This window comes from Pseudomonas sp. S2_F07 (assembly GCF_054668325.1).
On the sequence record NZ_CP162758.1, the window covers coordinates 5,526,940 to 5,550,805 of the forward strand.

Genomic DNA, 23,866 nt, shown 5'->3' on the forward strand with positions numbered 1-23,866 from the left:
ACTTGCCAGAGGGTTGCCCATGACCAGCGCCGAGCTCGCCAAACCCACCCGTAAGCAACGCGTACGGACTTTATGGATTTCCGACGTGCATTTGGGCACCCGGGATTGCCAGGCTGAACACCTGTCGCGGTTTCTCAAGGGCTACCACGCAGACAAGATCTATCTGGTCGGCGACATCATCGACGGCTGGAAACTGCGCGGCGGCATGTACTGGCCGCAAGCGCACACTAACGTCATCCGTCGCCTGCTGACCATGAGCAAGCGCGGCACGGAGGTGATCTACGTCACCGGCAACCACGACGAATTCCTGCGCCGCTATTCGAAGCTGATCCTGGGCAATATCCAGTTGGTCGACGAAGCCGTGCACGTCACCGCCGACGGCCGGCACCTGCTGGTGATCCATGGCGACCAGTTCGATGTGATCACCCGTTATCATCGCTGGCTGGCGTTTCTCGGTGACTCGGCCTACGAATTCACCCTGACCCTCAACCGCTGGCTCAATCATTGGCGCGCGCGATATGGCTACGGCTACTGGTCGCTGTCGGCCTACCTCAAGCACAAGGTGAAAACCGCGGTCAGCTTTATCAGCGACTTCGAAGAAGCCATCGCCCATGAATGCGTCAAGCGCGAGCTGCACGGTGTGGTGTGCGGGCACATTCACCATGCCGAGATTCGCAAGGTCGGCGAGGTGGACTACCTCAATTGCGGCGACTGGGTGGAATCGTGCACCGCCCTGATCGAGCACTGGGATGGTTCGATCGAGTTGTATCGCCTGGCGGATGCCCAGGCGCGCGAGGCGCAGTTGAAGGCGGCCAGGGTGGCAGAGTTGGCTTGATCATTCAGTGCCTGTGCTGGCCTCTTCGCGGGCAAGCCGGATCGCCGCACCGCCGCTCCCACAGTGGGCGAAGGTGAGCACAAGATTTGTGACCGCCTGATAACCTGTGGGAGCGGGCTTGCTCGCGAATGGACCGCGAAGCGGTCCCGCTGGATCTGTCAGGTTGGCGAATGTTCTTCCATCGCCGCCTTGTAGATCGAATTCCTGGGGTGCGCAAACAAGCGCTCCATCATCGGCTCGAAAAAGCTCAACGGCAGCGTGTCGTACACCGGATCAAACGCCGCTGCATCGTATCTGGCGCAGAATTCGACGGTCGCCTGGTACTGCGGATGCTCCTGGAATTGCTCGCGCAGATGCCGGTCCATGCCCAGGTGATGGAAGAAGTAGTAGCCCTGGAAAATCCCGTGCTTTTCCACCATCCACAAGTTCTCGGCGCTGACGAACGGCTTGAGGATCGCCGCCGCGATGTCCGGGTGATTGTAGGAGCCCAGGGTGTCGCCGATATCGTGGAGCAGGGCGCAGACCACGTACTCTTCGTCGCGACCATCGCGCCAGGCGCGGGTGGCGGTTTGCAGAGAGTGGGTCAGGCGATCCACCGGGAAGCCGCCAAAATCACCCTCCAGCAACTTCAGGTGCGCCACGATCCGTGCAGGCAATTGTCTTGCGTAGGCACTGAAGTCCGCGGCGATGATCGCCCAGTCCTCCTGAGTGCCGTCCTTCATGTGGGTGAAGCGGGCATTGGCATTCATCGGCAACTCTCTTGTGACGGATGTCAGCTAGAACGGAACGCGCCCCAGGACCATGTCCCGGTACATGACAAAATCGCCGAGCAGGCTATAGAAGGGGTGTTGAAACGTGGCCGGGCGGTTCTTCTCGAAGAAGAAATGCCCGACCCAGGCAAAGCTGTAGCCTGCCAGTGGCAGGGCCCACAACAGCATCCAGGCTCCGCGACCAATGGTCAGCGTCAGAATCAAGATAACCAGGGTCGTGCCGATAAAATGTAAACGGCGACAGGTGCTGTTGCTGTGCTCACTGAGGTAGTAAGGATAGAACTCAGCGAAGCTGTTGAATCGTTTGACGTTTTCCACGACAGCGATCTCTGTGGTTATTGTTCTTGCTGCAAGTTGTTCTGCGGGTAGTTTATTTGAGTCTAGAGTGATCAATGGCATCAGCCACTGACAATAGGCGCCACTTTAGTATCCTTCGGTCAATAGCCGTAGCATGCGGCCACCATGTAAGAAAACGCCATGAGCGAACGAACGACTTCTGCAAGCTGGGCGATGGGGATTGTCAAAGCGCTGGAGATGGACGGCCTGGATTGCCGGGCCCTGTTCAAGCAGCTGGGGCTCGACTACGCGGCACTGGACGATCCGGACGCACGCTTCCCGCAAGACTCCATGACACGGCTGTGGCAGCGCGCGGTCGAGCTGTCCGGCAATCCGGCCATCGGCCTGAACATGGGCAAGGTGGTGCGACCGGCGCAGTTTCATGTGGCCGGTTACGCTTTGATGTCCAGCCAGACTCTCGCCGAAGGCTTTCAGCGTCTGGTGCGCTATCAGCGGATCATTGCCGAAAGTGCCGACCTGAGTTTCAAGCTGCTGGAAGAAGGCTACGCGCTGATTCTGACGGTCCATGGCGATCATCTGCCGCCGACCCGGCAAAGCGCCGAAGCTTCGCTGGCCTGTGCCTTGGCGCTGTGCAGCTGGTTGACCGGGCGTACGTTGCAACCACGCAAAGTGTTGCTGCAGGGTGCCGAGCCGGCCAACCTGGAGCCCTATAAGCAAGCCTTCCATGCACCGCTGGTGTTCAACGCGCCCTACGATGCGCTGATTTTCGAGCGCGCCGATATGGAAGCGCCGCTGCCAACGGCCAACGAGGCCATGGCGCTGCTGCATGACCGCTTTGCCGGTGAGTACCTGGCGCGATTTTCCGAAAGTCGCGTAACCCACAAGGCGCGGCAGGTGTTGTGCCGCCTGTTGCCCCAAGGCGAGCCCAAACGCGACACCGTGGCGCAGACGCTGCATCTGTCCCAGCGCACCTTGCAACGGCGCTTGCAGGAAGAGGGCACGAGTTTTCAGGCGCTGCTGGACGATACCCGGCGTGAACTGGCCGAGCAGTACCTGGCGCAACCGAACATGACCTTGCTGGAAATTGCCTACTTGCTGGGGTTTGCCGATCCGAGCAACTTCTTCCGTGCATTTCGGCGCTGGTTCGATGCCACACCCGGTGAGTACCGGATGCGGCTGATGCAATCGGCTGACGCGATCAATGACGCCAAAATGCCGGAATACAAAGCACAAACACCGTAATGATCTCCAACCGGCCCAGTAGCATGCCGAACGAGAGAATCCACTTGGCGGCATCCGGCAGGGTGGCGAAGTTGCCCGCCGGGCCGATGGTTTCGCCGAGCCCCGGGCCGACACCGGACACCGTACTGGCTGCGCCAGTGAGGGCGGTCATCCAGTCCACGCCGAGCAGCGACAGCAGCAGCGCAATCACGCAGATGGTGATCGCAAAGAAGAACGAAAAGGTCAGGATCGACCGCACGATTTCTTCGTCGAGGCGGTGACCGTTGTACTTCTGCTTGATCACCGCCCGCGGGTGAATCAGCTGGTTAAGGTTGGCCTTGAGCAGGATATAGGCCACCTGGAAGCGGAAAATCTTGATCCCGCCCGCGGTCGATCCGGAGCAACCGCCGACAAACCCCAGGTAGAAGAACAGCATCAACGAGAAATTGCCCCACAGGCTGTAGTCCCCCAGTGCAAAACCGGTGGTGGTCACTACCGACGTCACGTTCAGCGCCACATGCCGCAATGCCTCCAGCCAATGCAGCTGGGTAGTCCACCAATACCAGGTGCCGAGCACCAGCCAGGTCACCAGCAGCATGCCGAGCAGGCCTTGAACCTGTTCATCCTTGATCAGCGCACGACGGTTACCACGCAACGTGGAGACATACAGGGTGAACGGCAGGGCACCGAGAATCATGATGACGATCGCGACCCAATGCACCGCAGGCTCCGGCCACTTGGCCAAGGACTGGTCTGAGGTGGAGAAACCGCCGGTGGAGATCGCCGACATCGCATGGTTGATGGCGTCGAACAGGCTCATCCCGGCCCACCAGAACGCCAGGCTGCCGACAATAGTGATGCCGACGTAAGTCGCAACAATCAGGCGCGCCACCATGTGCGAACGGGGCATGACCTTTTCGGAACGGTCCGAAGATTCGGTCTGGAACAGTCGCATGCCACCGATGCGCAACAGCGGCAGGATCGCCACCGCCATGCCGATGAAGCCGATGCCGCCGAGCCAGTGCAGCAACGAGCGCCACATCAGGATGCCCGGGGACATAGTGTCCAGGCCGCTGAGTACGGTTGCACCAGTGGCGGTGATGCCGGACATGCTTTCGAAGAATGAATCGGTGTAGCTGATGTGCTGGGTCAGCAGGAACGGCAGCGCGGCGAAGATGCACACCACCAGCCAACTGCTGACGGTGAGCAGGTACATGTCCCGGGGGCGCAGGTGAATGTGTTCCGGGCGCCCCGGAATCACCAGCGCCAAACCAGCGACAAAGGTAATCATGCTGGCCCAGAGGAACGACGGCAGATCGCTGGTGCGGTCGAAAACGACCAGCGTGGCCATGGGCACGACCATGGAGATCGCCAGCGTGATCAGGAAGATGCCGATGATGAAACCAATGATCCGTAAGGTCGGCAACGCCATGAGGTCCGCTCGGCTGATAGTGGAAGGGCGCCATTCTACCTGCGGGGCAGGGCATGTAAACCGGCACTGCTGCAGCAGTTACCGCTAGAATAGCCGCACATATTTTTCAGGAGGTGGCCGATGCAGGCTCTCGACGCTTTGCTCAACCGTGTTTCCGTTCCGCGACTGATTGACCCTGCACCCACCGCCGAGCAGCGCGAGGTGCTGTTTGGCGCCGCCATGCGCGCTCCGGATCACGGTCACTTGCAGCCTTGGCGTTTCCTGACGGTGGAAGGCGCGGCGCGTGAGCAGATGGGCGAGCTGCTGGCTGAAGCTGCGAAACTTTCAGACAGCGAAGTCGGCGAAGCTGCCATCGACAAGGCGCGCAGTGGTCCGTTGCGGGCACCGTTGGTGGTGGTTGTGATTGCTCGCGTGCAGGATCACGTCAAATATCCGAAGTCCGAGCAATTGCTGGCGGCGGGCTGCGCGGCCCACGGGATTTTGCTCGCGGCCTATGCGCAGGGCATTGGCGCGGTGTGGCGTACCGGTGACCTGGCTTACTCGGCCCATGTGGCCAAGGGCTTGGGCCTGGCAGAAGGGGAAGAGGTGATTGCCTTCCTGTATCTGGGCACGCCGCAGAAAGAACCGCGAGTGGCGGAGAAAGTCGATCTCGCCGAATTCGTCAGCGCCTGGCCCGGCAAGGCCTGACACCACACATCAGTGTGGGAGCGGGCTTGCTCGCGAAAGCAGTCTGTCATCCAACATAGATGTTGAATAGTTAGCCGCTTTCGCGAGCAAGCCCGCTCCTACATTGGTTTTGTGTCGTTTGATCCTGTCGTGTCGGTCCAGGCTCAGGGCTGCACGGCAGCCCCCGGCACCAACGGCAATTCCAGGCTGGCAATGAACCCGCCCTCAGGGTGATTGGCCAGCACCAGGCTGCCGCCATGTCGCTCCGCCGCGCGGCGGGCGATGGCCAGGCCCAGGCCGTGTCCGGCCGCTGTTTGCCCTGGCGCCCGATAGAACGGCTCACCGAGCTGGCTCAAATACTCGGCACTGACCCCCGGTCCGTGATCGCGTACGGTCACGACGATCCGTTCACCCTGACGCAGGGCCTGCATTTCGATCGGCAGGCCATCCACCGGATTGAAACGCTGGGCGTTGCGCAGCAGATTGTCCACGGCCCGTTCGATCATGGTCGGCCAGCCCTTCAGATTCAGTTGCGACTCGGCTTCGAGGTGGACGAGTTGCTCGGGTGAACCGAGTTGCGCATCCTTTTGCAGGCTATTGAGCAAGGCGTTCAGGTCCACCTCTTCGGCACTGGCGTTATCGGAGTCGACCCTCGCCAGTACCAGGATTTCGCTGATCAGCGCTTCCAGCCGGTCGCACTCGCGGGTCAGGCGCGGCCACAGCTGTTCCCGTTCCTGCGGGGTGGCCCGTTCGGCCAGTGCCAGCGCGATACGCAGACGGGCGAGGGGTGAACGCAGTTCGTGGGACACATCCCGCAGCAGTTGCCGCTGACTGCCAATCAGGCTTTGCAGGCGCGCGCCCATGCGATTGAAGTCGTTGGCCAGGACGCCGAACTCATCGCGGCGGTTGGCCAGCTTGACCAGGCTGTTTTGTTGATAGGTGGTTTGTCCCAGGTCATGCACCGCTCCGCGTAGACGGCTGAGCGGGCGAGTGATGGAAAAGGTCACCAGCAGGCTGAACAGGGTCAGCACCACCAGGGCGATTCCCAGGGCACTGAGCGGCCAGAGCAGGCTCTCTCGGTGCCAGGCATCCAGTTCCGGGTGCGGGATGCGGTAGATGAACAGGAAGGTGTCACCGGTTTTTTCGCTGGTGAATTCATCGGTCAGGCGCCGCCACGGCAGGCGTCGGTCCTCGTTGTTCTGGCGCGCCTCAAAGGCCGCCGCGCGTTTCGGGAAGGTACCGCGCACCACCGGATCGCCGCTTTCGTTAAGCACCTGAACGTCGATGTGATACTGGCGTTTGCGTTGCTGGAGAATGTCCTGGGCGGCGTCTTCGCCCTGGCTTTCATAGGTTTGCGTCCACTCTTCGGCCAGCGTGTTGAGACCCGGGTGGCGGCTGAGAATCCAGGCGTCCTGGTTGAGCATGTGTCCGAGCAGGATGGAAAGCCCTGCAACCAGAGCGATGGCCAGCCAGAAGCTGGCCAGGATACGCCAGAACAATGAACGCACAGGAAATCCTCGAACAAACGTCAAGCCATGTGGGAGCAAGCCCGCTCCCACATTTAAATTGCGTGGTGTCAGGCCCAACGGGGTTGAGCCGTTGGGTCCGGGGTTAGCGCATTATTGCGCTTTTTGCGGTTGTTGCGCTTTCCAGGCCTTGAACTCGGCCCACTCGGCGCGACGTTCAGCCTGTTTTTTCTGGATCTCGTCGAATTTCTTCTGTTGATCCGGTTTCAGCAAGGCGCGCACGTCCGCTTCAGCCTTCTTGTGGTTGGCGGCCATCTCGTCCTTCATGGCTTTCTGGTCGGCTGGCGAGAGCTTCTCCAGGTACTTGTCGACCAGTTGCTTACGCTCGTGCATTTGCTCGCCCATGATCTTGCGGATCTGCTCGCGCTGTTCGCGGCTCAGGTCCAGTTCACTGTACGGGCCTTTGCCGTGCATGCCGTGCATCTGGCCGCCGTGGCGCGAACCGTCCATCGACCCATCCATGGGGCCCGCGCCTTCCGGCATGGCCATGGCAACGGTCGGCAGGGCAGCAGCGAACATCAGGGCGATAAGAGTCTTGCGCATGGTGTATCTCCTTGTCTCGTTCCCGGTACGTTCCGGATGAGTGCAGATTACGCAGATCAAGGTCAGCGGCGGTCAGCGGAGGGTAAAGCTTGGGTAAAGATGGTTTTGCGCCGCCCTGACAAACCCGTAGGAGCTGCCGAAGGCTGCGATCTTTTGATCTTCAAAGCCAAGGTCAAACGATCGCAGCCTGCGGCAGCTCCTACGGGGTCAGAGGCTGTAGTAGTAGCCGCGGCTGCGCAGGGCGACGATGCGCGGTCGGCCATCGGGGTGTGGACCGATCTTCTTGCGCAGGTTGCTGACGTGCATGTCCAGGCTGCGGTCGTACAGGGTCAGCTTGCGGCCAAGGGCGATCTGCGCCAGTTCCTGCTTGTCCAGGGGCTCGCCGGGTTGCTTGAGCAAGGCTTCCAGCAGGCGGCTTTCGGAGACGGTGAGGGTAAATTCCTGTTCGTCGATGCTGACCACGCCGCGGACCGGGCTGAAACACAGGTCGCCCAGTTCGATCTGGCTGGACACCGCCGCCGGGTGGCTACGACGCAGGACTGCGCGCAGGCGGGCGGTCAGTTCCCGTGGGTCGCAGGGCTTGGCCAGGTAGTCGTCGGCGCCGAGCTCCAGGCCGAGGATACGGTCCAGGGGCTCGCCCCGGGCCGAGAGCATCAGCACCGGCAAATCCGGGTGATCGCTGCGCAACTGCTTGAGCAGTTCCAGGCCGCTGCCATCGGGCAGCATCACATCCAGCACCACGGCCGCCGGAGCGGTTTCGGCCAGCGCACGACGTGCGCTCTGGCCGTCGTGACAGGCACGTACCTGAAACCCTTCCTGGCTCAGCCAACTGCTCAGGAGCTCACACAGCTCCTGGTCATCATCAATAAGTAACAGCTCGCTCATGACTCACTCAATTTAGCCATTGTCGACGTTTTCGACTTGCTCCACTGGCGAAGATACCGCAGAGCAGAGCCAATAGCGCTACCCCGGCGCCAATGACGAACCATTGTTGCTGGTCGGTCAGCAGGCGCGGCAGGGGACTGCTGGCCTGGGCTTCCTTGAGTTGCAGCTTCAATCGCTGGTTCTCCTGGCGCAACCGGGCCAGCAGCGGGCTTTCGCGTTCGCTATCGGCAGTTTGCAATTGCTTGTTCAGTTCTTCCCGTTGCCGTTCGCTTTCTTTCAAGCGTTGCTGTAACTCGGTGATCTGGCTGCCGGCGCTCAAGGAAAACGGCGTCGAATTACCGCCCTCGACACTTTCCTCACCGTGGGCAGGCGCCCCGATCGACAACGTGACCAACATCAGGCACAACGGACCCTTGCGCATGGCGACTCCTGGTTCCAATACGAGTATTGGGGAAGTTGTCGGCCGGCAAACGAGAATAATGAGCGATTGAGAACGCGATGAACCGATATGGTTCACCGCGTGGGGCAGTTGAAAGAAGAAAGTTACGGAAGGACTTGCTTGAACGGTTTGACCAGAACGTTGGCGTAGACGCCCGCGGCGATGTACGGATCGGCGTCGGCCCAGGCCTGGGCGGCGCTCAGGGAGTCGAATTCGGCAACGATCAGGCTGCCGCTGAAACCCGCCGCGCCCGGATCATTGCTGTCGATCGCCGGGTGTGGGCCGGCCAATACGATGCGACCTTCGCCTTTGAGCACTTGCAGGCGCTCCAGGTGTGCAGGCCGTGCGGCCAGGCGGGCTTCCAGGGAGTTGGCGACGTCTGTGGCAATGATTGCGTAAAGCATGTCAGTCCTCGGTTTTTGGCGTTGTGGTGTCGGCATCGTGCAGATGGCGGGACAGGTAAATGCCCTGGCCGACCAGGAACAGCAGAGTCATGCCCAGGCTGCCGAAGACCTTGAAGTCGACCCAGTAGCTCTGGAAGGTGAACGCGACAAACAGGTTGGCGGCACCGCAAAACAGGAAGAAGGCGATCCAGGCGATGTTCAGGCGCGTCCAGACCGGCTCCGGCAGGGTCAGCGCGTGGCCCATGATGCGCTTGATCAGCAGGCTGTCACCGACGAAGTGGCTGCCGATGAACGCCAGGGCGAACAGCCAGTTGACCACCGGGGCCTTCCATTTCAGGAACGTCTCGCTGTGGAACGCAAGCGTCAGGCTGCCGAAGACCAGGCAGGCGATCAGGGTCAGCCACTGGCTCTTCTCCAGCTTGCGCTGCTTGATGAACAGTGTGCCGTAGACCACCAGGGAACTGACGATCAGCATTGCGGTGGCGCTGTAAATACCGCCTACAGTGAACTCATGACCGGCGATGTCGACGACCCGTGGGTCGATTTTGAAGACGATGAAAAACAGCAGGAGCGGGATGAAATCGATGAATTGTTTCACAGTGGCAGCCAGAAGCAGGATGTGGCGGCATAATAACAAACATATGGGCGCGCGATAGCGCCAGCTGATTTGAGGTTACAAAGCCCTGTGAATGTTGATTTGCACTGCCATAGCACGGCCTCCGATGGCGCCCTGGCGCCTGCGGTTCTGGTGGCGCGGGCGTTCGAGAAAGGCGTGCGAGTCCTGGCCTTGACCGATCACGACACCCTCGAGGGCCTCGACGAGGCCCGGCACGCGGCTACCGCGCTGGGGATGCAACTGGTCAACGGCGTCGAATTGTCCTGCACCTGGGGCGGCGCGACCATTCATGTCCTGGGCTACGGTTTTGACGTGAATGCCGCGCCGTTGGTCGAGGCCATCGCCAGATTGCATGATGGCCGCTGGCTACGCTCCGAGGAAATCAGCCGCAAACTGGCGCTCAAAGGCATGCCAGGGGCGCTGGATGGCGCTCGGGAGATCCAGCAGGAGCTGGGCGACAGCGGTAACGCGCCGGCCCGCCCGCATTTCGCCGACTGGATGGTGCGTGAAGGTTTTGTCAAGGACCGCGCCGAGGCGTTTCGCAAATGGCTGGGTGCCGGCAAGCTGGGCGACGTCAAGCAACACTGGCCGACTCTGGAGGACACCGTCGAAACCCTGCGCGCGGCCAAGGCCTGGGTCAGTCTGGCACACCCATGGCACTATGAATTCACACGCAGCAAGCGCCGTCGTCTGATTGCCGACTATATTCAAGCGGGGGGCCACGCCATCGAAGTGGTCAATGGTTACCAGCCTGCCGAGCAAGTGGGCAGCCTGGCCATCCTGGCCCGCGAGTTCGGTCTGCTGGTCAGCGCCGGCAGTGATTTTCATGGCCCTGGAGGCTGGTCGGAGATCGGTGAATACCGGCCGCTCCCGGAGGATCTGCCGCCGCTATGGTGTCGATTCAAACATGACCCAGTTATTGCCGCCGTCTGAACAGGTAGAGAATGTGAGTCAATTTTTCCAGATTCATCCGGAAAACCCGCAGGCGCGCCTGATCAAACAGGCTGTCGAAATCATCCGCAAGGGCGGGGTGGTGATTTATCCCACGGACTCCTCCTACGCCATAGGTTGCCAGATCGGCGACAAGGTGGCCGTGGAGCGCGTTCGACGCCTGCGACAGCTGGATGAGAAGCACAACTTCGCACTGATCTGCAGCGACCTGTCGCAACTTGGCCTGTTCGCCAAGATCGACACCGGCACGTTCCGCATTCTCAAAGCCCATCTGCCGGGGCCCTATACCTTCATTCTCAACGCCACCCGCGAAGTGCCGCGGCTGTTGTTGCACCCGAAGAAACGTACCATCGGCCTGCGCGTGCCGAGCCACCCGATTGCCCTGGCGCTGCTGGCTGAACTGGGTGAACCGTTGATGAGCGTGACCCTGATCATGCCCGGCGATGAAGACCCGTTGACCGATCCGCACGAAATGCGCCAGTTGCTTGAACACCAGGTCGATCTGATCATCGATGGCGGCTTCGGCGGGATCAAGGCGTCCACGGTGATCAGCCTTGCCGACGGCGAGCCGGAAGTCATTCGCGTTGGTTGCGGCGACCCTGCGCCGTTCATGGTCGAGGCCTAGATGTCTGCAGTAGAACCCGTCGACAGTCAGGCCGGGGCCCAGCAAGAGCTGCCTTTCGCCATGGTCTATGGCCAGGCGGTCATGGAAATGCCGCTGGACCTGTACATCCCGCCGGATGCCCTCGAGGTCTTTCTAGAGGCGTTCGAAGGCCCGCTCGACCTGCTGCTGTACCTGATCCGCAAACAGAACATCAACATTCTCGACATCCCTGTGGCGGAGATCACTCGCCAGTACATGGGCTACGTCGAGTTGATGCAGTCGGTGCGCCCGGAACTGGCCGCCGAGTATTTGGTGATGGCCGCGATGCTGGCCGAGATCAAGTCGCGGATGCTGCTGCCACGGGCCGAAACCGTCGAAGACGAAGAGGACGACCCCCGCGCCGAACTGATCCGCCGCTTGCAGGAGTATGAACGCTTCAAGGCCGCGGCCGAAGGCATCGATGGCCTGAGCCGCGTCGGTCGTGATGTGGTGGTGCCCAAGCTGGACGCCCCTGAAGCCCGGGCACGCAAGCTGTTGCCGGACGTGCGCTTGTCAGAGCTGCTGTTGTCCATGGCCGAAGTCTTGCGCCGTGGCGACATGTTTGAAAGCCACCAGGTCAGCCGCGAGGCGTTGTCGACCCGCGAACGCATGAGTGATGTGCTGGAACGCCTCAAGGGCGGCGGGTTCGTGCCGTTTGTCGAGCTGTTCACCGCTGAAGAAGGGCGCCTGGGGGTGGTGGTGACCTTTATGGCGATCCTTGAATTGGTCAAGGAATCCCTGGTCGAGCTGGTGCAGAATGAGCCATTTGCCGCGATCCACGTGCGAGCCCGAGCCGAATAACGAGTCGAAACATGAACCTGACTGAACCCCGTGATCTGGCACCCTTGCTTGAAGCCTTTCTGTTGGCCTCGGGAAAGCCGCAATCTTTGGAAAGCCTGTTCGAACTCTTCGAGGAGGGTGAGCGCCCGGAACCACCGGTCTTCAAGAAGGCCCTGACGATTCTCGCCAAGTCCTGCGATGGCCGCGCCTTTGAATTGAAGGAAGTGGCCTCGGGGTATCGCCTGCAGATTCGCGAGAAATTTGCGCCGTGGGTCGGGCGCCTGTGGGAAGAGCGCCCGCAGCGTTACTCTCGGGCGATGCTGGAAACCATGGCGCTGATTGCCTATCGCCAGCCGATCACCCGTGGCGAAATCGAAGACGTGCGGGGCGTGGCGGTCAACAGCAACATCGTCAAGACCTTGATGGAGCGCGAGTGGATCCGCATCGTCGGCTACCGCGACGTGCCCGGTAAACCGGCGATGTTCGCCACCACCAAGGCGTTCCTCGACCACTTCAACCTGAAGAACCTCGACGACCTGCCGCCGCTGGCGGAACTGCGCGAGCTGGAACCGGACCCGGTGCTCGACTTCGACGACGCCCCCGTACCCGCCGGGTTGCAAGAGTTGGCCGATGCCAGCGCCGAGCCGGAAGAACCCAAGGAAGAAACCAGTTTCCACACGCTGTTGCTGGAACTGGACAGCATGGAGGAGGGGATCAAGACCGACTTCGACGACTTGCTGCGTGATGGTGCGCCGCCTGAGTTCGATCCGGAACAGTCGGTCATCGAGCCAGAAGTCGAAGCGGCACAACCCGAGCCTGGGCCGGAAGGCGAGCCTGAGCCGGAGACTGAGCCGGAGCAGGACGACGATATCCTCGGCGTTGCCGAAGCCCGGGAAAAACTCCTGGCCGCCGTTGCCGCCCTTGAACAGCCGAAACCCGAGCCGGAGCTGTCGGACGAAGAGGCCGAAGCCCAGGCCCTGGCTGAAGCCATCGAAGCAGAGCGTCGCCAGTTCGAAGATTGATACGATTCTCATGAACAATGGAGATTCACTGTGGGAGCGAGCTTGCTCGCGATGGCGACAGGTCAGTCGCTTCGATGTCGGATGTGCCACCGTCATCGCGAGCAAGCTCGCTCCCACAGGGTTTTGTGTTCGTTAGCAAGTTGCGTGTCACCGGTCGGCGGAAAAACAAATAACCTTGCCTTGATCAGCTAGTCTCTGATGCGCAAACGCCCTCATGCGCGTATGATTCGCGACCCTTCGGCGATCCCTTCGCCCAAGTACCCAGTTTTCAGACCACACCGGGAGGTGCCCAGATGAGTATCAAAGACCAGCAAGACGACCAGCCAATCGGCCCAGCAGGCGAAAAACTGCAGAAAGTCCTCGCCCGTATCGGCGTCGGCTCGCGCCGTGACGTGGAAGCCTGGATCAGCCACGGCCGCATCAAGGTCAACGGCAAAGACGCCACCCTTGGCCAGCGCGTCGACATGCACGACGCTATCACCATCGATGGCAAGGTGATCAAGCGCGAAGAGGCCGCCGAGTCGGTGCGCCGCGTGATCATGTACAACAAGCCCGACGGCGAGATCTGCACCCGTGTCGACCCGGAAGGCCGTCCGACCGTGTTCGACAAGATGCCGCGCCCTAAAGAGGGACGCTGGATCAACATCGGTCGTCTGGACATCAACACCACCGGTTTGCTGATGTTCACCACCGACGGTGAACTGGCCAACCGCCTGATGCACCCTTCCTACGAAATGGACCGTGAATACGCGGTACGTGTGCGTGGCGAAGTCGATGACGAAATGATCGAGCGCCTGAAGGCTGGTGTTGTCCTCGAAGACGGCCCGGCAAAGTTCACCGACATCAAGCAGGCGCCAGGCGGTGAAGGTTTCAACCACTGGTATCACTGCGTGGTGATGGAAGGTCGCAACCGCGAAGTTCGTCGCCTGTGGGAATCCCAGGGCCTGGTGGTCAGCCGTCTGAAGCGCGTGCGTTTCGGTCCGGTGTTCCTCAACTCCGACCTGCCGATGGGCCGCTGGCGCGAAATGAGCCAGTACGAAGTCGACATCCTGAGTGCCGAAGTTGGCCTGACGCCGGTCGCGATGCCGCAGATGAACGCCAAGAGCAAGGACAAGCTTGACCGGATGCAGCGCAAATCGTCGCGTCCAATGGCCAAGACCGAGCGCGTGCGTACCCTGCGTCCAGCCGCTGGGGCTCCTGCCGCTCCTGTTGCTCCACGGGCAAGCCGCGAGCCGCAGATCGAAGGCGAGCGTCCGGGGCGCAAGCCGGCTGCCCGTCAGGACGGCGAACGCGGTCCGCGCACGCCACGTCCGGCCAATGGCCGTACCGAACGGGGCGAAGGTCGTGGTACGCCGGTAGCCGATCGCCCGGCCGACACCAAGCGCCCGGCCAAGCCAGCGCCGAAGCGTCCGGGGATCAAACTGGTCGACGGCGATACCCCATCGGGCAAGCGCCGTGGCGCACCGGCCGGTTCGGGCCAGCGTCCAGGCTTTGGTCGTCGCAAGCCTGAGTAATCGGTAAGCGCTTCATAAAAAAACGCCAACCTTCGGGTTGGCGTTTTTTTTTGGGTCAGGCTTCAGTGGTGAGGTGTTTTCAATGGCCTCTTTGCGGGCAAGCCTGCTCCCACAGGGGGGGCGGAGTTGTTTGGTCGAAATGCGATCCATTGTGGGAGCGGGCTTGCCCGCGAAGGCGATAGCGGCAACACCACACTCTCCCGAATGGAAACCCGATGTTACGGCTTGTAAAGAAATCCTGACAAAAATCACGGATTAGCCCCGTGGAATCGCCATTCCCCGAATGCCGTAAGAAAACGCTTACGCAACAGCGTCTTCCTTCCTCCTTCCAGCCCTCTGGCCCGCTTGTTTCACCGCTCCATGCAGGGTGTTATGCGCGCCATGCCTGTCGTGCAGGTGCATAACAAAAAGGAGGCGCAATGAACGCCGTATTCCATCTCCATCTCTCTGCGAGGGGCGGTTTTCCTGCCTTTCCCGTCGATGATCCGCAAGGGTCTGACCCATTTTTTGCAGCCGCCCGAGCCTCTCGGGGCGGACACAGGCAATCCCGGCCATAGACACGCTTGTCCAGCGGGTCTGGCAGCAGGGGGTTACAGGTGTACAATGCGCCGCGTTTTACCTGTGACCTCCTGCGCATCTGCGCAAACCTCAAGGCTATCCGCCTTGTTCACTCCGTCGCGTCACGAGCGTGTCGGGTTCGATTTCGTCACAGATAAAAACAAACAGGTGACGCATGACCGTTGTAATTACGCTGAACTCCTGGTGCCTGCGCTGGGGTTTGATCGGTGCCGCTTAACGCCTTTCTTGAGCAGCAACGTCTACTGAACATCATCAAACCTTGCGTGAGACCCTTTTCATGAGTGGACAAAACCCGCAATCAGGCGAGCTGAAACGCGGCCTGAAAAATCGCCACATTCAATTGATCGCCCTCGGTGGCGCGATCGGTACCGGCTTGTTCCTCGGTTCGGCCGGGGTACTGAAATCCGCCGGTCCGTCGATGATCCTCGGCTACGCCATCTGCGGCTTCATCGCCTTCATGATCATGCGCCAACTGGGTGAAATGATCGTCGAGGACCCGGTGGCCGGTTCCTTCAGCCACTTCGCGCACAAGTACTGGGGCGGCTTTGCCGGCTTCCTGTCGGGCTGGAACTGCTGGATCCTGTACATTCTGGTGGGCATGTCGGAGCTGACCGCGGTCGGCAAATACATCCACTACTGGGCACCGGACATCCCGACCTGGGCCTCCGCAGCTGCCTTCTTCGTGCTGATCAACGCCATCAACCTGGCCAACGTCAAAGTGTTCGGCGAGGCTGAGTTCTGGTTCGCGATCATCAAGGTCGTGGCGATCGTCGGCATGATTGCCCTGGGCAGCTACCTGCTGGTCAGCGGTAATGGCGGCCCGCAAGCAGCGGTCAGCAACCTGTGGTCCCACGGTGGCTTCTTCCCGAACGGCGTCAGCGGTCTGGTGATGGCCATGGCGTTCATCATGTTTTCCTTCGGTGGTCTGGAAATGCTCGGTTTCACCGCTGCCGAAGCCGACAAGCCGAAAACCGTGATCCCGAAAGCCATCAACCAGGTGATCTACCGGATCCTGATTTTCTACATCGGTGCCCTGGTGATCCTGCTGTCGTTGACGCCGTGGGACAGCTTGCTGACCACCCTGAACGCCTCCGGTGATTCCTATAGCGGCAGCCCGTTCGTGCAAGTGTTCTCGATGCTGGGCAGCAACACCGCCGCGCACATCCTCAACTTCGTGGTCCTGACCGCGGCGTTGTCGGTGTACAACAGCGGCACCTACTGCAACAGCCGCATGCTGCTGGGCATGGCCGAGCAGGGCGACGCGCCGAAGGGCCTGGCGAAGATCGACAAGCGCGGCGTGCCAGTGCGTTCGATCCTGGCTTCGGCCGCCGTGACCCTGATCGCGGTACTGCTGAACTACCTGATCCCGCAGAACGCGCTGGAACTGCTGATGTCGTTGGTGGTTGCTACCTTGGTGATCAACTGGGCGATGATCAGCTACTCGCACTTCAAGTTCCGCCAGCACATGAACAAGACCAAACAGACGCCGCTGTTCAAGGCTCTGTGGTACCCGTACGGCAACTACATCTGCCTGGCGTTCGTAGTGTTCGTCCTTGGCGTGATGCTGTTGATTCCGGGGATCCAGACATCGGTGTATGCGATTCCGGTGTGGCTGGTGTTCATGTGGGTCTGCTACGGCATCAAGAACAAGCGCAGTGCTCAGCGTGCCTTGCAGGCCGTAGTGGAGTAACTCCGCGCAGAAACAAAAAACCCGGCCAAGTGCCGGGTTTGTTGTTTTCAAGGTTAATACAAAACCCTTTGTGGGAGCGGGCTTGCTCGCGAAAGCGGTTTAACCGTCAGCATTCAAGTCGACTGACACTCCGCATTTGTCGGAGCGCCGCCCGGAGCAAGCCCGCTCCCACATTGGTTCTGCTGCGTTCCTGACACTCATTCGCGGTATCCTGCACGTTCTGAATACGGACGCTTTTCCATGCTGGTGATTTCCAACAACGTGCAGCTGCCGGATGCCGAGATCGAGTTGACGGCCATTCGCGCCCAGGGCGCCGGTGGGCAGAATGTCAACAAGGTCTCAAGTGCCGTGCACCTGCGCTTCGACATACCTGCGTCGTCCTTGCCCGAGTTCTACAAGGAACGGCTGCTGGCGCTGCGCGACAGCCGCATCACCAGCGACGGTGTGTTGATCATCAAGGCCCAGCAGTACCGGACGCAGGAGCAGAACCGCGCCGATGCGCTGTTGCGGCTGACCGAGTTGATCCAGAGTGCCACCAAGGTCGAGAAAAAGCGTCGCCCGACCAAGCCGACCCTCGGCTCGAAGACCCGCCGACTCGAGTCAAAGTCCAAGCGTGGCAACATCAAGGCCGGACGTGGCAAGGTCGATTTCTAGCGGGCGTCCCGCGCTTCGCGTTGCTTCGGTGCCTGTCGGTACAGGTAAAGGCTCAGCAGCAAACCGCTGAGTGCAGCGAGCGCGGCGAACAGGAAGATCGATGCAAAACCAAATCCTGCCGCAATCGCACCGGCGAGCGGTCCGGTGATCCCCAGCGACAAGTCGATGAACAGCGAATAGGCGCCGACGGCTGCGCCTCGGCTGGATGCGGGGACAAGGTTGACCGCCTCCACGCCCAGTGCCGGAAATACCAGGGAAAAGCCGAAGCCGCTTAGCGCCGCGCCCGCCAGAGCCCAATGGGCATCCGGTGCCAACCACAGCAACAGCAATCCCAGGGTTTCCACTGACAGGCAGGCAATGGCCACGCGAAAGCCGCCGAGGCGGTTGATCAGGTTGCCGAACAGCAGGCGCGCGCCGATGAAGCTGGCGCCGAACAGGCTCAGGCACAGCACCGCGTTGTCCCAGTGTTGAGTGGCGTAATACAGGGTGATGAAGGTGGCGATTGTGCCAAAACCGATGGAGCCCAGGGCCAGGCCGCAGCCGTGGGGGAAAACCCGCCCGAGTACGTGCATGAACGGCAGGCGCTCACCGGCAACGATCGGCGCGGCTGTTTTCGGCCAGGCCAGCAGCAGACCGAGCACGGCCAGCAAAACAATGCTCACCCCCATGCTCCACAAACCCAGTTGATGGACGAGCAATACGCCCAAGGGCGCGCCGACAGCCAGTGCTCCATAGCTGGCGATACCGTTCCAGGAGATGACCTTGGCCGTGTTCGCCGCGCCGACCCGGCCGATGCCCCAGCCAATCGAGCCCGAGCCCACCAGGCTTTCGGCACTGCCGAGTACCAGGCGGCCGATCAACAGGCAGATCAGGCTCAAGGTCGGCAGGCTCTGGGTCCAGGCCGAGAGCAACATGAACACCCCGCTCAAGCCGCAACCGGCCAGGCCATACATCACAGCCAGCTTGCTGCCCTTGTTGTCGATGATCTTCCCGGCATAGGGGCGGCTGAGCAGGGTGGCCAGGTATTGCACGCTGATCACCAGCCCCGCGATCACCGCGCCGAAGCCCAGGTCGCTGTGGACGTAACCGGGCAATACGGCCAGGGGGATGCCGATGTTCAGGTAGCCGATGAAGGTGAAAAGGACGATGGAGACAACTTGCAGCGTGACCGCCAGGGGGCGCTGGTTTTCGGGCATGGGTAAAGGTCCACGGTAAAGCAGGATAGATAGGCTGCTTATGATAGCGGTGTGGACGGTCACAGGTCGTGAAAAAGTAAAACTATTTGCCGGGCGGCGTCATTCAGGTTTGGCGGGAGCGACCAATTGCGTGGTGACCAGGGCGGCCAGCGCATTTTCCTGGGTGCCGAAGCGGGCGAGCAAGGTGGCTTGTTTCTCGGGGGAGAGGCGGTTCCAGATCTCGATCATTTTCTCGGCGGTGCCGATCAGGACGCTGGCCTGCGCTTCACTGAATTCATCGGTCATGGTCAGGCTCATTTCAGGCAGTGTGGAAAGCGCATGGTAGCGCTTTCCACACGGTCTGTGCGGCGGGTGTTTCAGTCTTCTCTGTCAGCCTGGCGGCTGTCAGTGGCTTCTTTCGGCTCGGGCTGTTGGGCTCCGGCTTGCTGCGTGGTCGTCTGCTCAGGTTCGTGCAGGCTTGGGAAGGGGAGATTAGGAATCTCGTGCATGGTTGCGCTCCTCGCTAAGTCTGTTGATAGATCTGGTAGATCCGCGCTTTTTAAAAAGCTTGGGCAGGATACAGCACTGAAAATGACAAACGGACTTTTATATCCATTTGTTTCGACGGATGGGATTGTCTAGACATGACTGGAGGAGCGACACAAAACAAATGTGGGAGCGAGCTTGCTCGCGATAGCGGAGTGTCATTCAACGGTGATGTTGACTGATAGACCGCTATCGCGAGCAAGCTCGCTCCCACAGGGGGCTTGCAGTGTCTGATGGTTACTTGCAGACGCTGGCAATCGCCTCGGCCAGCAGATCCAGGCGCGTGGCATCAATCCCCGCCACGTTGGCCCGGCCCGAACTGACCATGTACACGCTGTGATGATCCCGCAGGTTCTTCACTTGCTCAGGCGACAGGCCGGTGTAGGAGAACATCCCGCGTTGCATGCCAATGTGCGCAAAACGCTCGCGCAAACCGTGAGGCTCCAGTGCTTCCACCAGACCGCTGCGCAGTTGGGCGATACGCAGGCGCATGGCTTCCACTTCGTCAGCCCAGAGGTTTTTCAACTCTGTGTCACCGAGGATGGTCGCGACCACGGCAGCGCCGTGATCCGGCGGCGTCGACCACAGGTTGCGGGCGATGTTGGCCAGCTGGCTGCGGATGTCGGTGAGCTTGTCGGCGGTTTTCGCGCAGACAATCAGCGCGCCGGTACGGTCGCGGTACAGGCCGAAGTTCTTCGAGCACGAACTGGTGATCAACAGTTCCGGCAACTCGGCGGCGAACAACCGGGTCGACCAGGCATCCTGTTCCAGCCCGTCGCCGAATCCTTGATACGCGAAGTCGATCAGTGGCAGCAGTTCGCGCTTGCGTACGACCTCCAGCACCCGCTGCCAGTCATCCCGGGACAGGTCGAAACCGGTCGGATTGTGGCAGCAGGCGTGCAGCAACACCACGTCACCCTTGGGCGCTTCATTGAGCGCCGCCAGCATGCCGTCGACATCGAGACGGTTGTCACTGCCCACGTACGGGTAGTGGCTGACCTTGACCTTGGCTGCCGCGAAAATCGTTTCGTGGATCGGCCAGGTCGGGTTGCTCAACCATACGCCGCGCCCCGGCAGGCATTGGGCGATGAAGTCCGCGCTCAGGCGCAAAGCCCCGGTGCCGCCCGGCGTCTGGGTGGCGCCGGCGCGTTGTGCGCTGATCAGTTTCGAGTCGGCACCCAGCACCAGCTCATTGATCGCTTTGCCGAACGCCGGTTCGCCGTGACCACCGATGTAGGTCTTGGTGGACTGGCGATCCACCAGGCGCTGCTCGGCCAGCTTCACCGACTGGAGAATCGGCGTCAGGCCCTGGGCGTCCTTGTAGACCCCCACGCCCAGATCGAACTTGCGCGGATTCGGGTCCTGCGCATAGGCCTCCATCAGGCCCAGGATCGGGTCGCCAGGCACTCGACCGATGGCGTCGAAATGCATTACTTGCGCCCCTCGGCATTCTTCGCCACTTCGTCAGTGCGCGCGGCCATGATGAAGTCGTTGCGGTGCAGGCCCTTGATCGAGTGGCTCCACCAGGTCACGGTCACTTTGCCCCACTCGGTCAGCAGGCCTGGGTGGTGGCCTTCGGCCTCGGAGATTTCACCGACGGCGTTGGTGAACGCCAGGGCGTGCTTGAAGTTCTTGAACAGGAAGACCTTTTCCAGCTGCATGATGCTGTCGCGTACTTCGATGTTCCAGTCCGGGATCTGCTTGATCAGGATCGGCAATTCTTCGTCGCTGACTTGTGGGGCGTCGGCGCGGCAGGCTTCGCAATGGGCTTGAGTTAATGCGGTCATGATGTGTTCCTGAAATCGAATGTTGGAAAATCGGCCCTCAGTGCTACCACGCTAATCCAAAGCGATGGTTTCTGACAGGCTCACTTGATTTTAAAAGCGGCGGATCACGCGGCTTTTGGTTTTGGCGGAAATTTCGGTGCGTGCAGACCCATCTGCATCGCTTGCTTGACCATGCCCATGATGTCTTCATGAGCGAGGTCGAACAGACGCTTGAGATTTGGCAATGCGAAGTACACTGGCTGCAGGATGTCGATGCGGTAGGGCGTGCGCATGCATTCCAGCGGATCGAACGCCTGATGCTCAGGCTCGTCCGACAGGCAATACACGGTCTCTTTCGGAGAAGACAGAATGCCGCCGCCGTAGATGCGCTGGCCTTGCGGGGTGTCGACCAGACCGAACTCGATGGTCATCCAGTACAGGCGCGCCAGGTACACGCGTTCTTCCTTGGTCGCCTCGAGGCCGAGCTTGCCGTAGGTGTGGGTGAATTCAGCGAACCACGGGTTGGTCAGCAGCGGGCAGTGACCGAAGATCTCGTGGAAAATGTCCGGCTCTTGCAGGTAGTCCAGTTCTTCGCGGGTGCGAATAAAGGTCGCCACTGGAAACTGCTTGCTGGCCAGCAATTCGAAAAAGGTCTGGAAGGGAATCAGTGCGGGAACCCGGGCAACCTGCCAGCCGGTGGTTTCACCGAGGACCTTGTTGATTTCGCCGAGTTGAGGAATGCGGTCGTGGGGCAGTCCGAGTTTTTCGATACCGTCCAGGTACTCCTGGCACGCACGCCCTTCGATCACTTTCAGTTGACGGGTGATCAGCGTGTTCCACACCGCGTGTTCTTCGGCGGGGTAGTCGATAAAACCTTGCGCATCGGGCTCGCGAGCCACGTATTGCGTCTGCTTCATGCTGCTCTCCTGCTAGGGGATTTCGTTCTTGTTATGTACTGCTATGGACCTAGAAATACCCCAAGGATTGCATTGTTGCAGCAGGTGAGCAGCGACACGCGTAGGAAAAAACCGTAAATTTCGTAAAGTTTTCGTTACGAATTGGTCGCGATCGCGCAGCTATTGAGATTTCCCGGTTTGAAAAACGCTTTGCCTGTCACATAATCTTGACGACTATCTGAGCGACTCGAAAGAAAAATGCGATCGAGCGCGCACCGCAATACCCCTGTGGGAGCGGGCTTGCTCGCGAAAGCGCTGGCACGTCCAACATTGATGTATCAGGCAGGCCGCCTTCGCGAGCAAGTCGAATCGTCGCACCGCCATTCCCACAGGGTTTGCGTTGATACCAACCTTATTCATCGCTTTTCGGGTCTTTATATGCGTATCAAAGTCCACTGCCAGAACCGCATCGGCATCCTGCGCGACATTCTCAACCTGTTGGTGGAGTACGGGATCAACGTGGCCCGCGGTGAGGTGGGCGGTGAGCATGGCAACGCCATCTACCTGCATTGCCCGAACCTGATCAACATTCAGTTCCAGGCCTTGCGTCCGAAATTTGAAGCGATTGCCGGGGTGTTTGGCGTCAAGCGTGTAGGACTGATGCCCAGCGAGCGTCGGCACATGGAGCTCAATGCACTGCTTGGTGCGCTGGAATTCCCTGTGCTGTCGATCGACATGGGCGGTTCCATCGTCGCGGCCAACCGGGCAGCGGCGCAGTTGCTCGGGGTGCGGGTCGACGAAGTGCCGGGGATTCCCCTGTCGCGCTACGCCGAGGATTTCGATTTGCCGGAACTGGTGCGTGCCAACAAGTCGCGGATCAACGGGTTGCGGGTCAAGGTCAAGGGCGATGTGTTCCTGGCCGACATCGCGCCGCTGCAATCGGAGCATGACGACAGCGAGGCCATGGCTGGCGCGGTGCTGACGCTGCACCGCGCCGACCGGGTGGGCGAGCGCATCTACAACGTGCGCAAGCAGGAGCTGCGTGGTTTCGACAGCATCTTCCAAAGCTCGAAAGTCATGGCCGCCGTGGTGCGCGAAGCCCGGCGCATGGCGCCGCTGGATGCGCCGCTGTTAATAGAAGGGGAGACTGGCACCGGCAAGGAATTGCTGGCGCGGGCCTGCCATCTGGCCAGTCCTCGTGGGCAATCGCCGTTGATGGCGCTCAACTGCGCCGGTCTGCCGGAGTCCATGGCCGAGACGGAATTGTTCGGTTACGGCCCCGGTGCATTCGAAGGGGCGCGGGCCGAAGGCAAGCTCGGGCTGCTGGAACTGACGGCGGGCGGTACGCTGTTTCTCGATGGCGTCGGGGAGATGAGCCCGCGCTTGCAGGTGAAATTGCTGCGCTTCCTGCAGGACGGCTGCTTTCGCCGTGTAGGCAGTGATGAAGAGGTCTACCTCGACGTGCGAGTGATCTGCGCGACCCAGGTCGACCTGTCCGAATTGTGCGCTCGCGGCGAGTTCCGCCAGGACCTCTATCACCGCTTGAATGTGTTGTCGCTGCACATCCCGCCGTTGCGCGAATGCCTCGACGGTTTGACGCCGCTGGTGGAGCACTTCCTCGACCAGGCCAGCCGGCAGATTGGTTGCCCGCTGCCGAAACTGGCCCCGGCGGCCATGGAGCGGCTCAGTCATTACCATTGGCCGGGTAACGTACGGCAACTGGAGAACGTGCTGTTCCAGGCGGTTTCCCTGTGCGACGGCGGCACGGTCAAGGCCGAGCACATTCGTTTGCCGGACTATGGCGTGCGTCAGCCCCTTGGCGACTTTTCGCTGGAAGGAGGGCTGGACGAGATCGTTGGGCGTTTCGAGAAGGCGGTGCTGGAGCGGCTGTATTCCGAGCATCCGAGCAGTCGGCAGTTGGGCAAGCGCCTGGGGGTTTCGCATACCACCATTGCCAACAAGTTGCGTGAGTATGAGGTGGGTAAGGACAACAGCATTTAAGATCAAAAGATCGCA

26 protein-coding genes are annotated in these 23,866 nt (G+C 60.7%); 11 read left to right on the plus strand and 15 right to left on the minus strand.

All coding sequences use genetic code 11. From position 1 onward, the window contains the following. The first annotated feature begins 19 nt into the window (after positions 1-19). Positions 20-835: a UDP-2,3-diacylglucosamine diphosphatase gene (locus AB4O40_RS25025; RefSeq protein WP_056721462.1), complete on the plus strand. Its 816-nt coding sequence runs from the start codon at positions 20-22 to the stop codon at positions 833-835. Between the two features lie 158 nt (positions 836-993). Here AB4O40_RS25025 and AB4O40_RS25030 read toward each other — a convergent pair whose 3' ends face one another. Further along, on the minus strand, positions 994-1,584 hold the full coding sequence (locus tag AB4O40_RS25030; protein ID WP_056721464.1) for an HD domain-containing protein: 591 nt from the start codon (positions 1,582-1,584) through the stop codon (positions 994-996). A gap of 27 nt (positions 1,585-1,611) precedes the next feature. Further along, positions 1,612-1,923 (minus strand): Mpo1-like protein, encoded by a 312-nt coding sequence (locus AB4O40_RS25035; RefSeq protein WP_008051185.1) that lies wholly within the window; start codon positions 1,921-1,923, stop codon positions 1,612-1,614. Positions 1,924-2,082: 159 nt separating this feature from the next. On the opposite strand from AB4O40_RS25035, the gene AB4O40_RS25040 reads away from it, so the two are divergent. Beyond that, positions 2,083-3,144 carry an AraC family transcriptional regulator gene (locus AB4O40_RS25040; RefSeq protein ID WP_082562887.1) on the plus strand — a complete coding sequence of 354 codons (1,062 nt, stop codon included), beginning with the start codon at positions 2,083-2,085 and terminating at the stop codon, positions 3,142-3,144. On the opposite strand, the gene AB4O40_RS25045 is transcribed toward AB4O40_RS25040, so the two are convergent. Then, a complete protein-coding gene (locus tag AB4O40_RS25045) occupies positions 3,101-4,555 on the minus strand; it encodes a TrkH family potassium uptake protein (protein WP_056721468.1) in 1,455 nt (484 codons plus the stop codon). The genes AB4O40_RS25040 and AB4O40_RS25045 overlap by 44 nt on opposite strands. Before the next feature lie 120 nt (positions 4,556-4,675). Between AB4O40_RS25045 and AB4O40_RS25050 the strand changes: the two genes are divergently transcribed. Then, complete coding sequence (locus tag AB4O40_RS25050) at positions 4,676-5,242, plus strand: NAD(P)H nitroreductase (RefSeq protein ID WP_056721470.1); 567 nt, start codon at positions 4,676-4,678, stop codon at positions 5,240-5,242. A 143-nt stretch (positions 5,243-5,385) separates the two neighbouring features. On the opposite strand, the gene AB4O40_RS25055 is transcribed toward AB4O40_RS25050, so the two are convergent. The 6 genes from AB4O40_RS25055 to AB4O40_RS25080 form a co-directional block, all read right to left on the minus strand. Further along, positions 5,386-6,729, minus strand: a complete 1,344-nt coding sequence (locus tag AB4O40_RS25055; protein ID WP_460057540.1) for a sensor histidine kinase — start codon at positions 6,727-6,729, stop codon at positions 5,386-5,388. A gap of 111 nt (positions 6,730-6,840) precedes the next feature. Continuing rightward, complete coding sequence (locus AB4O40_RS25060; protein WP_056721474.1) at positions 6,841-7,290, minus strand: Spy/CpxP family protein refolding chaperone; 450 nt, start codon at positions 7,288-7,290, stop codon at positions 6,841-6,843. A gap of 207 nt (positions 7,291-7,497) precedes the next feature. Continuing rightward, positions 7,498-8,175 carry a response regulator transcription factor gene (locus AB4O40_RS25065; protein ID WP_056721476.1) on the minus strand — a complete coding sequence of 226 codons (678 nt, stop codon included), beginning with the start codon at positions 8,173-8,175 and terminating at the stop codon, positions 7,498-7,500. A 7-nt stretch (positions 8,176-8,182) separates the two neighbouring features. Next, positions 8,183-8,596 (minus strand): hypothetical protein, encoded by a 414-nt coding sequence (locus AB4O40_RS25070; protein WP_056721478.1) that lies wholly within the window; start codon positions 8,594-8,596, stop codon positions 8,183-8,185. A 122-nt stretch (positions 8,597-8,718) separates the two neighbouring features. Next, positions 8,719-9,018 (minus strand): YciI family protein, encoded by a 300-nt coding sequence (locus AB4O40_RS25075; protein ID WP_056721480.1) that lies wholly within the window; start codon positions 9,016-9,018, stop codon positions 8,719-8,721. Position 9,019: 1 nt separating this feature from the next. Beyond that, the gene (locus AB4O40_RS25080) at positions 9,020-9,616 is read right to left on the minus strand and encodes a septation protein A (protein ID WP_056721482.1); all 597 of its coding nucleotides are present in this window, start codon (positions 9,614-9,616) and stop codon (positions 9,020-9,022) included. Positions 9,617-9,703: 87 nt separating this feature from the next. Here AB4O40_RS25080 and AB4O40_RS25085 point away from each other — a divergent pair, with 87 nt between their 5' ends. From AB4O40_RS25085 to arfB, 7 genes are all read left to right on the plus strand, one after another. Next, positions 9,704-10,567, plus strand: coding sequence for a PHP domain-containing protein (locus AB4O40_RS25085; protein ID WP_056721484.1), 864 nt, complete (start codon positions 9,704-9,706; stop codon positions 10,565-10,567). 13 nt (positions 10,568-10,580) lie between these two features. Continuing rightward, entirely contained in the window at positions 10,581-11,210 is a 630-nt protein-coding gene (locus AB4O40_RS25090; protein ID WP_156385711.1) for an L-threonylcarbamoyladenylate synthase, read from the plus strand. A gap of 60 nt (positions 11,211-11,270) precedes the next feature. Then, a complete protein-coding gene (locus AB4O40_RS25095; protein ID WP_460154730.1) occupies positions 11,271-12,029 on the plus strand; it encodes a segregation and condensation protein A in 759 nt (252 codons plus the stop codon). An 11-nt stretch (positions 12,030-12,040) separates the two neighbouring features. After that, positions 12,041-13,030, plus strand: a complete 990-nt coding sequence (gene scpB, locus AB4O40_RS25100; RefSeq protein WP_056721491.1) for an SMC-Scp complex subunit ScpB — start codon at positions 12,041-12,043, stop codon at positions 13,028-13,030. 293 nt (positions 13,031-13,323) lie between these two features. Then, positions 13,324-14,544 carry a 23S rRNA pseudouridine(2605) synthase RluB gene (gene rluB, locus AB4O40_RS25105; RefSeq protein WP_007984125.1) on the plus strand — a complete coding sequence of 407 codons (1,221 nt, stop codon included), beginning with the start codon at positions 13,324-13,326 and terminating at the stop codon, positions 14,542-14,544. 856 nt (positions 14,545-15,400) lie between these two features. Next, entirely contained in the window at positions 15,401-16,813 is a 1,413-nt protein-coding gene (locus AB4O40_RS25110; protein ID WP_223541125.1) for an amino acid permease, read from the plus strand. Between the two features lie 240 nt (positions 16,814-17,053). Continuing rightward, positions 17,054-17,467 carry an alternative ribosome rescue aminoacyl-tRNA hydrolase ArfB gene (gene arfB / locus AB4O40_RS25115; RefSeq protein WP_056721500.1) on the plus strand — a complete coding sequence of 138 codons (414 nt, stop codon included), beginning with the start codon at positions 17,054-17,056 and terminating at the stop codon, positions 17,465-17,467. Here the strand turns inward: arfB and AB4O40_RS25120 are convergent. The 6 genes from AB4O40_RS25120 to phhA form a co-directional block, all read right to left on the minus strand. Beyond that, on the minus strand, positions 17,464-18,663 hold the full coding sequence (locus AB4O40_RS25120; protein ID WP_056721502.1) for an MFS transporter: 1,200 nt from the start codon (positions 18,661-18,663) through the stop codon (positions 17,464-17,466). The two genes, arfB and AB4O40_RS25120, sit on opposite strands and share 4 nt — an antisense overlap. Positions 18,664-18,762: 99 nt before the next feature. Then, positions 18,763-18,948: a hypothetical protein gene (locus tag AB4O40_RS25125; protein WP_046037768.1), complete on the minus strand. Its 186-nt coding sequence runs from the start codon at positions 18,946-18,948 to the stop codon at positions 18,763-18,765. Positions 18,949-19,019: 71 nt separating this feature from the next. Next, positions 19,020-19,151 (minus strand): hypothetical protein, encoded by a 132-nt coding sequence (locus AB4O40_RS25130; RefSeq protein ID WP_256220589.1) that lies wholly within the window; start codon positions 19,149-19,151, stop codon positions 19,020-19,022. Positions 19,152-19,425: 274 nt separating this feature from the next. Then, positions 19,426-20,619, minus strand: coding sequence for an amino acid aminotransferase (locus AB4O40_RS25135; RefSeq protein ID WP_223541123.1), 1,194 nt, complete (start codon positions 20,617-20,619; stop codon positions 19,426-19,428). Beyond that, on the minus strand, positions 20,619-20,975 hold the full coding sequence (locus AB4O40_RS25140; protein WP_056721506.1) for a 4a-hydroxytetrahydrobiopterin dehydratase: 357 nt from the start codon (positions 20,973-20,975) through the stop codon (positions 20,619-20,621). Before AB4O40_RS25140 ends, AB4O40_RS25135 begins: the two co-directional genes overlap by 1 nt. Positions 20,976-21,079: 104 nt before the next feature. Continuing rightward, a complete protein-coding gene (gene phhA / locus AB4O40_RS25145) occupies positions 21,080-21,871 on the minus strand; it encodes a phenylalanine 4-monooxygenase (RefSeq protein WP_056721507.1) in 792 nt (263 codons plus the stop codon). A 417-nt stretch (positions 21,872-22,288) separates the two neighbouring features. Here phhA and AB4O40_RS25150 point away from each other — a divergent pair, with 417 nt between their 5' ends. Further along, complete coding sequence (locus tag AB4O40_RS25150) at positions 22,289-23,851, plus strand: sigma-54-dependent transcriptional regulator (RefSeq protein ID WP_056721509.1); 1,563 nt, start codon at positions 22,289-22,291, stop codon at positions 23,849-23,851. Positions 23,852-23,866 lie beyond the last annotated feature (15 nt).

Coding starts and splice junctions, on each gene's coding strand:
- AB4O40_RS25025 (WP_056721462.1), top strand. CDS start 20: ATGACCAGCGCCGAGCTCGCCAAACCCACCCGTAAGCAACGCGTACGG.
- AB4O40_RS25075 (WP_056721480.1), bottom strand. CDS start 9,018: ATGCTTTACGCAATCATTGCCACAGACGTCGCCAACTCCCTGGAAGCC.
- AB4O40_RS25110 (WP_223541125.1), top strand. CDS start 15,401: ATGAGTGGACAAAACCCGCAATCAGGCGAGCTGAAACGCGGCCTGAAA.
- rluB (WP_007984125.1), top strand. CDS start 13,324: ATGAGTATCAAAGACCAGCAAGACGACCAGCCAATCGGCCCAGCAGGC.
- AB4O40_RS25135 (WP_223541123.1), bottom strand. CDS start 20,619: ATGCATTTCGACGCCATCGGTCGAGTGCCTGGCGACCCGATCCTGGGC.
- phhA (WP_056721507.1), bottom strand. CDS start 21,871: ATGAAGCAGACGCAATACGTGGCTCGCGAGCCCGATGCGCAAGGTTTT.
- AB4O40_RS25065 (WP_056721476.1), bottom strand. CDS start 8,175: ATGAGCGAGCTGTTACTTATTGATGATGACCAGGAGCTGTGTGAGCTC.
- AB4O40_RS25150 (WP_056721509.1), top strand. CDS start 22,289: ATGCGTATCAAAGTCCACTGCCAGAACCGCATCGGCATCCTGCGCGAC.
- AB4O40_RS25060 (WP_056721474.1), bottom strand. CDS start 7,290: ATGCGCAAGACTCTTATCGCCCTGATGTTCGCTGCTGCCCTGCCGACC.
- AB4O40_RS25050 (WP_056721470.1), top strand. CDS start 4,676: ATGCAGGCTCTCGACGCTTTGCTCAACCGTGTTTCCGTTCCGCGACTG.
- AB4O40_RS25040 (WP_082562887.1), top strand. CDS start 2,083: ATGAGCGAACGAACGACTTCTGCAAGCTGGGCGATGGGGATTGTCAAA.
- AB4O40_RS25125 (WP_046037768.1), bottom strand. CDS start 18,948: ATGACCGATGAATTCAGTGAAGCGCAGGCCAGCGTCCTGATCGGCACC.
- AB4O40_RS25120 (WP_056721502.1), bottom strand. CDS start 18,663: ATGCCCGAAAACCAGCGCCCCCTGGCGGTCACGCTGCAAGTTGTCTCC.
- AB4O40_RS25140 (WP_056721506.1), bottom strand. CDS start 20,975: ATGACCGCATTAACTCAAGCCCATTGCGAAGCCTGCCGCGCCGACGCC.
- scpB (WP_056721491.1), top strand. CDS start 12,041: ATGAACCTGACTGAACCCCGTGATCTGGCACCCTTGCTTGAAGCCTTT.
- AB4O40_RS25130 (WP_256220589.1), bottom strand. CDS start 19,151: ATGCACGAGATTCCTAATCTCCCCTTCCCAAGCCTGCACGAACCTGAG.
- AB4O40_RS25030 (WP_056721464.1), bottom strand. CDS start 1,584: ATGAATGCCAATGCCCGCTTCACCCACATGAAGGACGGCACTCAGGAG.
- AB4O40_RS25070 (WP_056721478.1), bottom strand. CDS start 8,596: ATGCGCAAGGGTCCGTTGTGCCTGATGTTGGTCACGTTGTCGATCGGG.
- AB4O40_RS25045 (WP_056721468.1), bottom strand. CDS start 4,555: ATGGCGTTGCCGACCTTACGGATCATTGGTTTCATCATCGGCATCTTC.
- arfB (WP_056721500.1), top strand. CDS start 17,054: ATGCTGGTGATTTCCAACAACGTGCAGCTGCCGGATGCCGAGATCGAG.
- AB4O40_RS25095 (WP_460154730.1), top strand. CDS start 11,271: ATGGTCTATGGCCAGGCGGTCATGGAAATGCCGCTGGACCTGTACATC.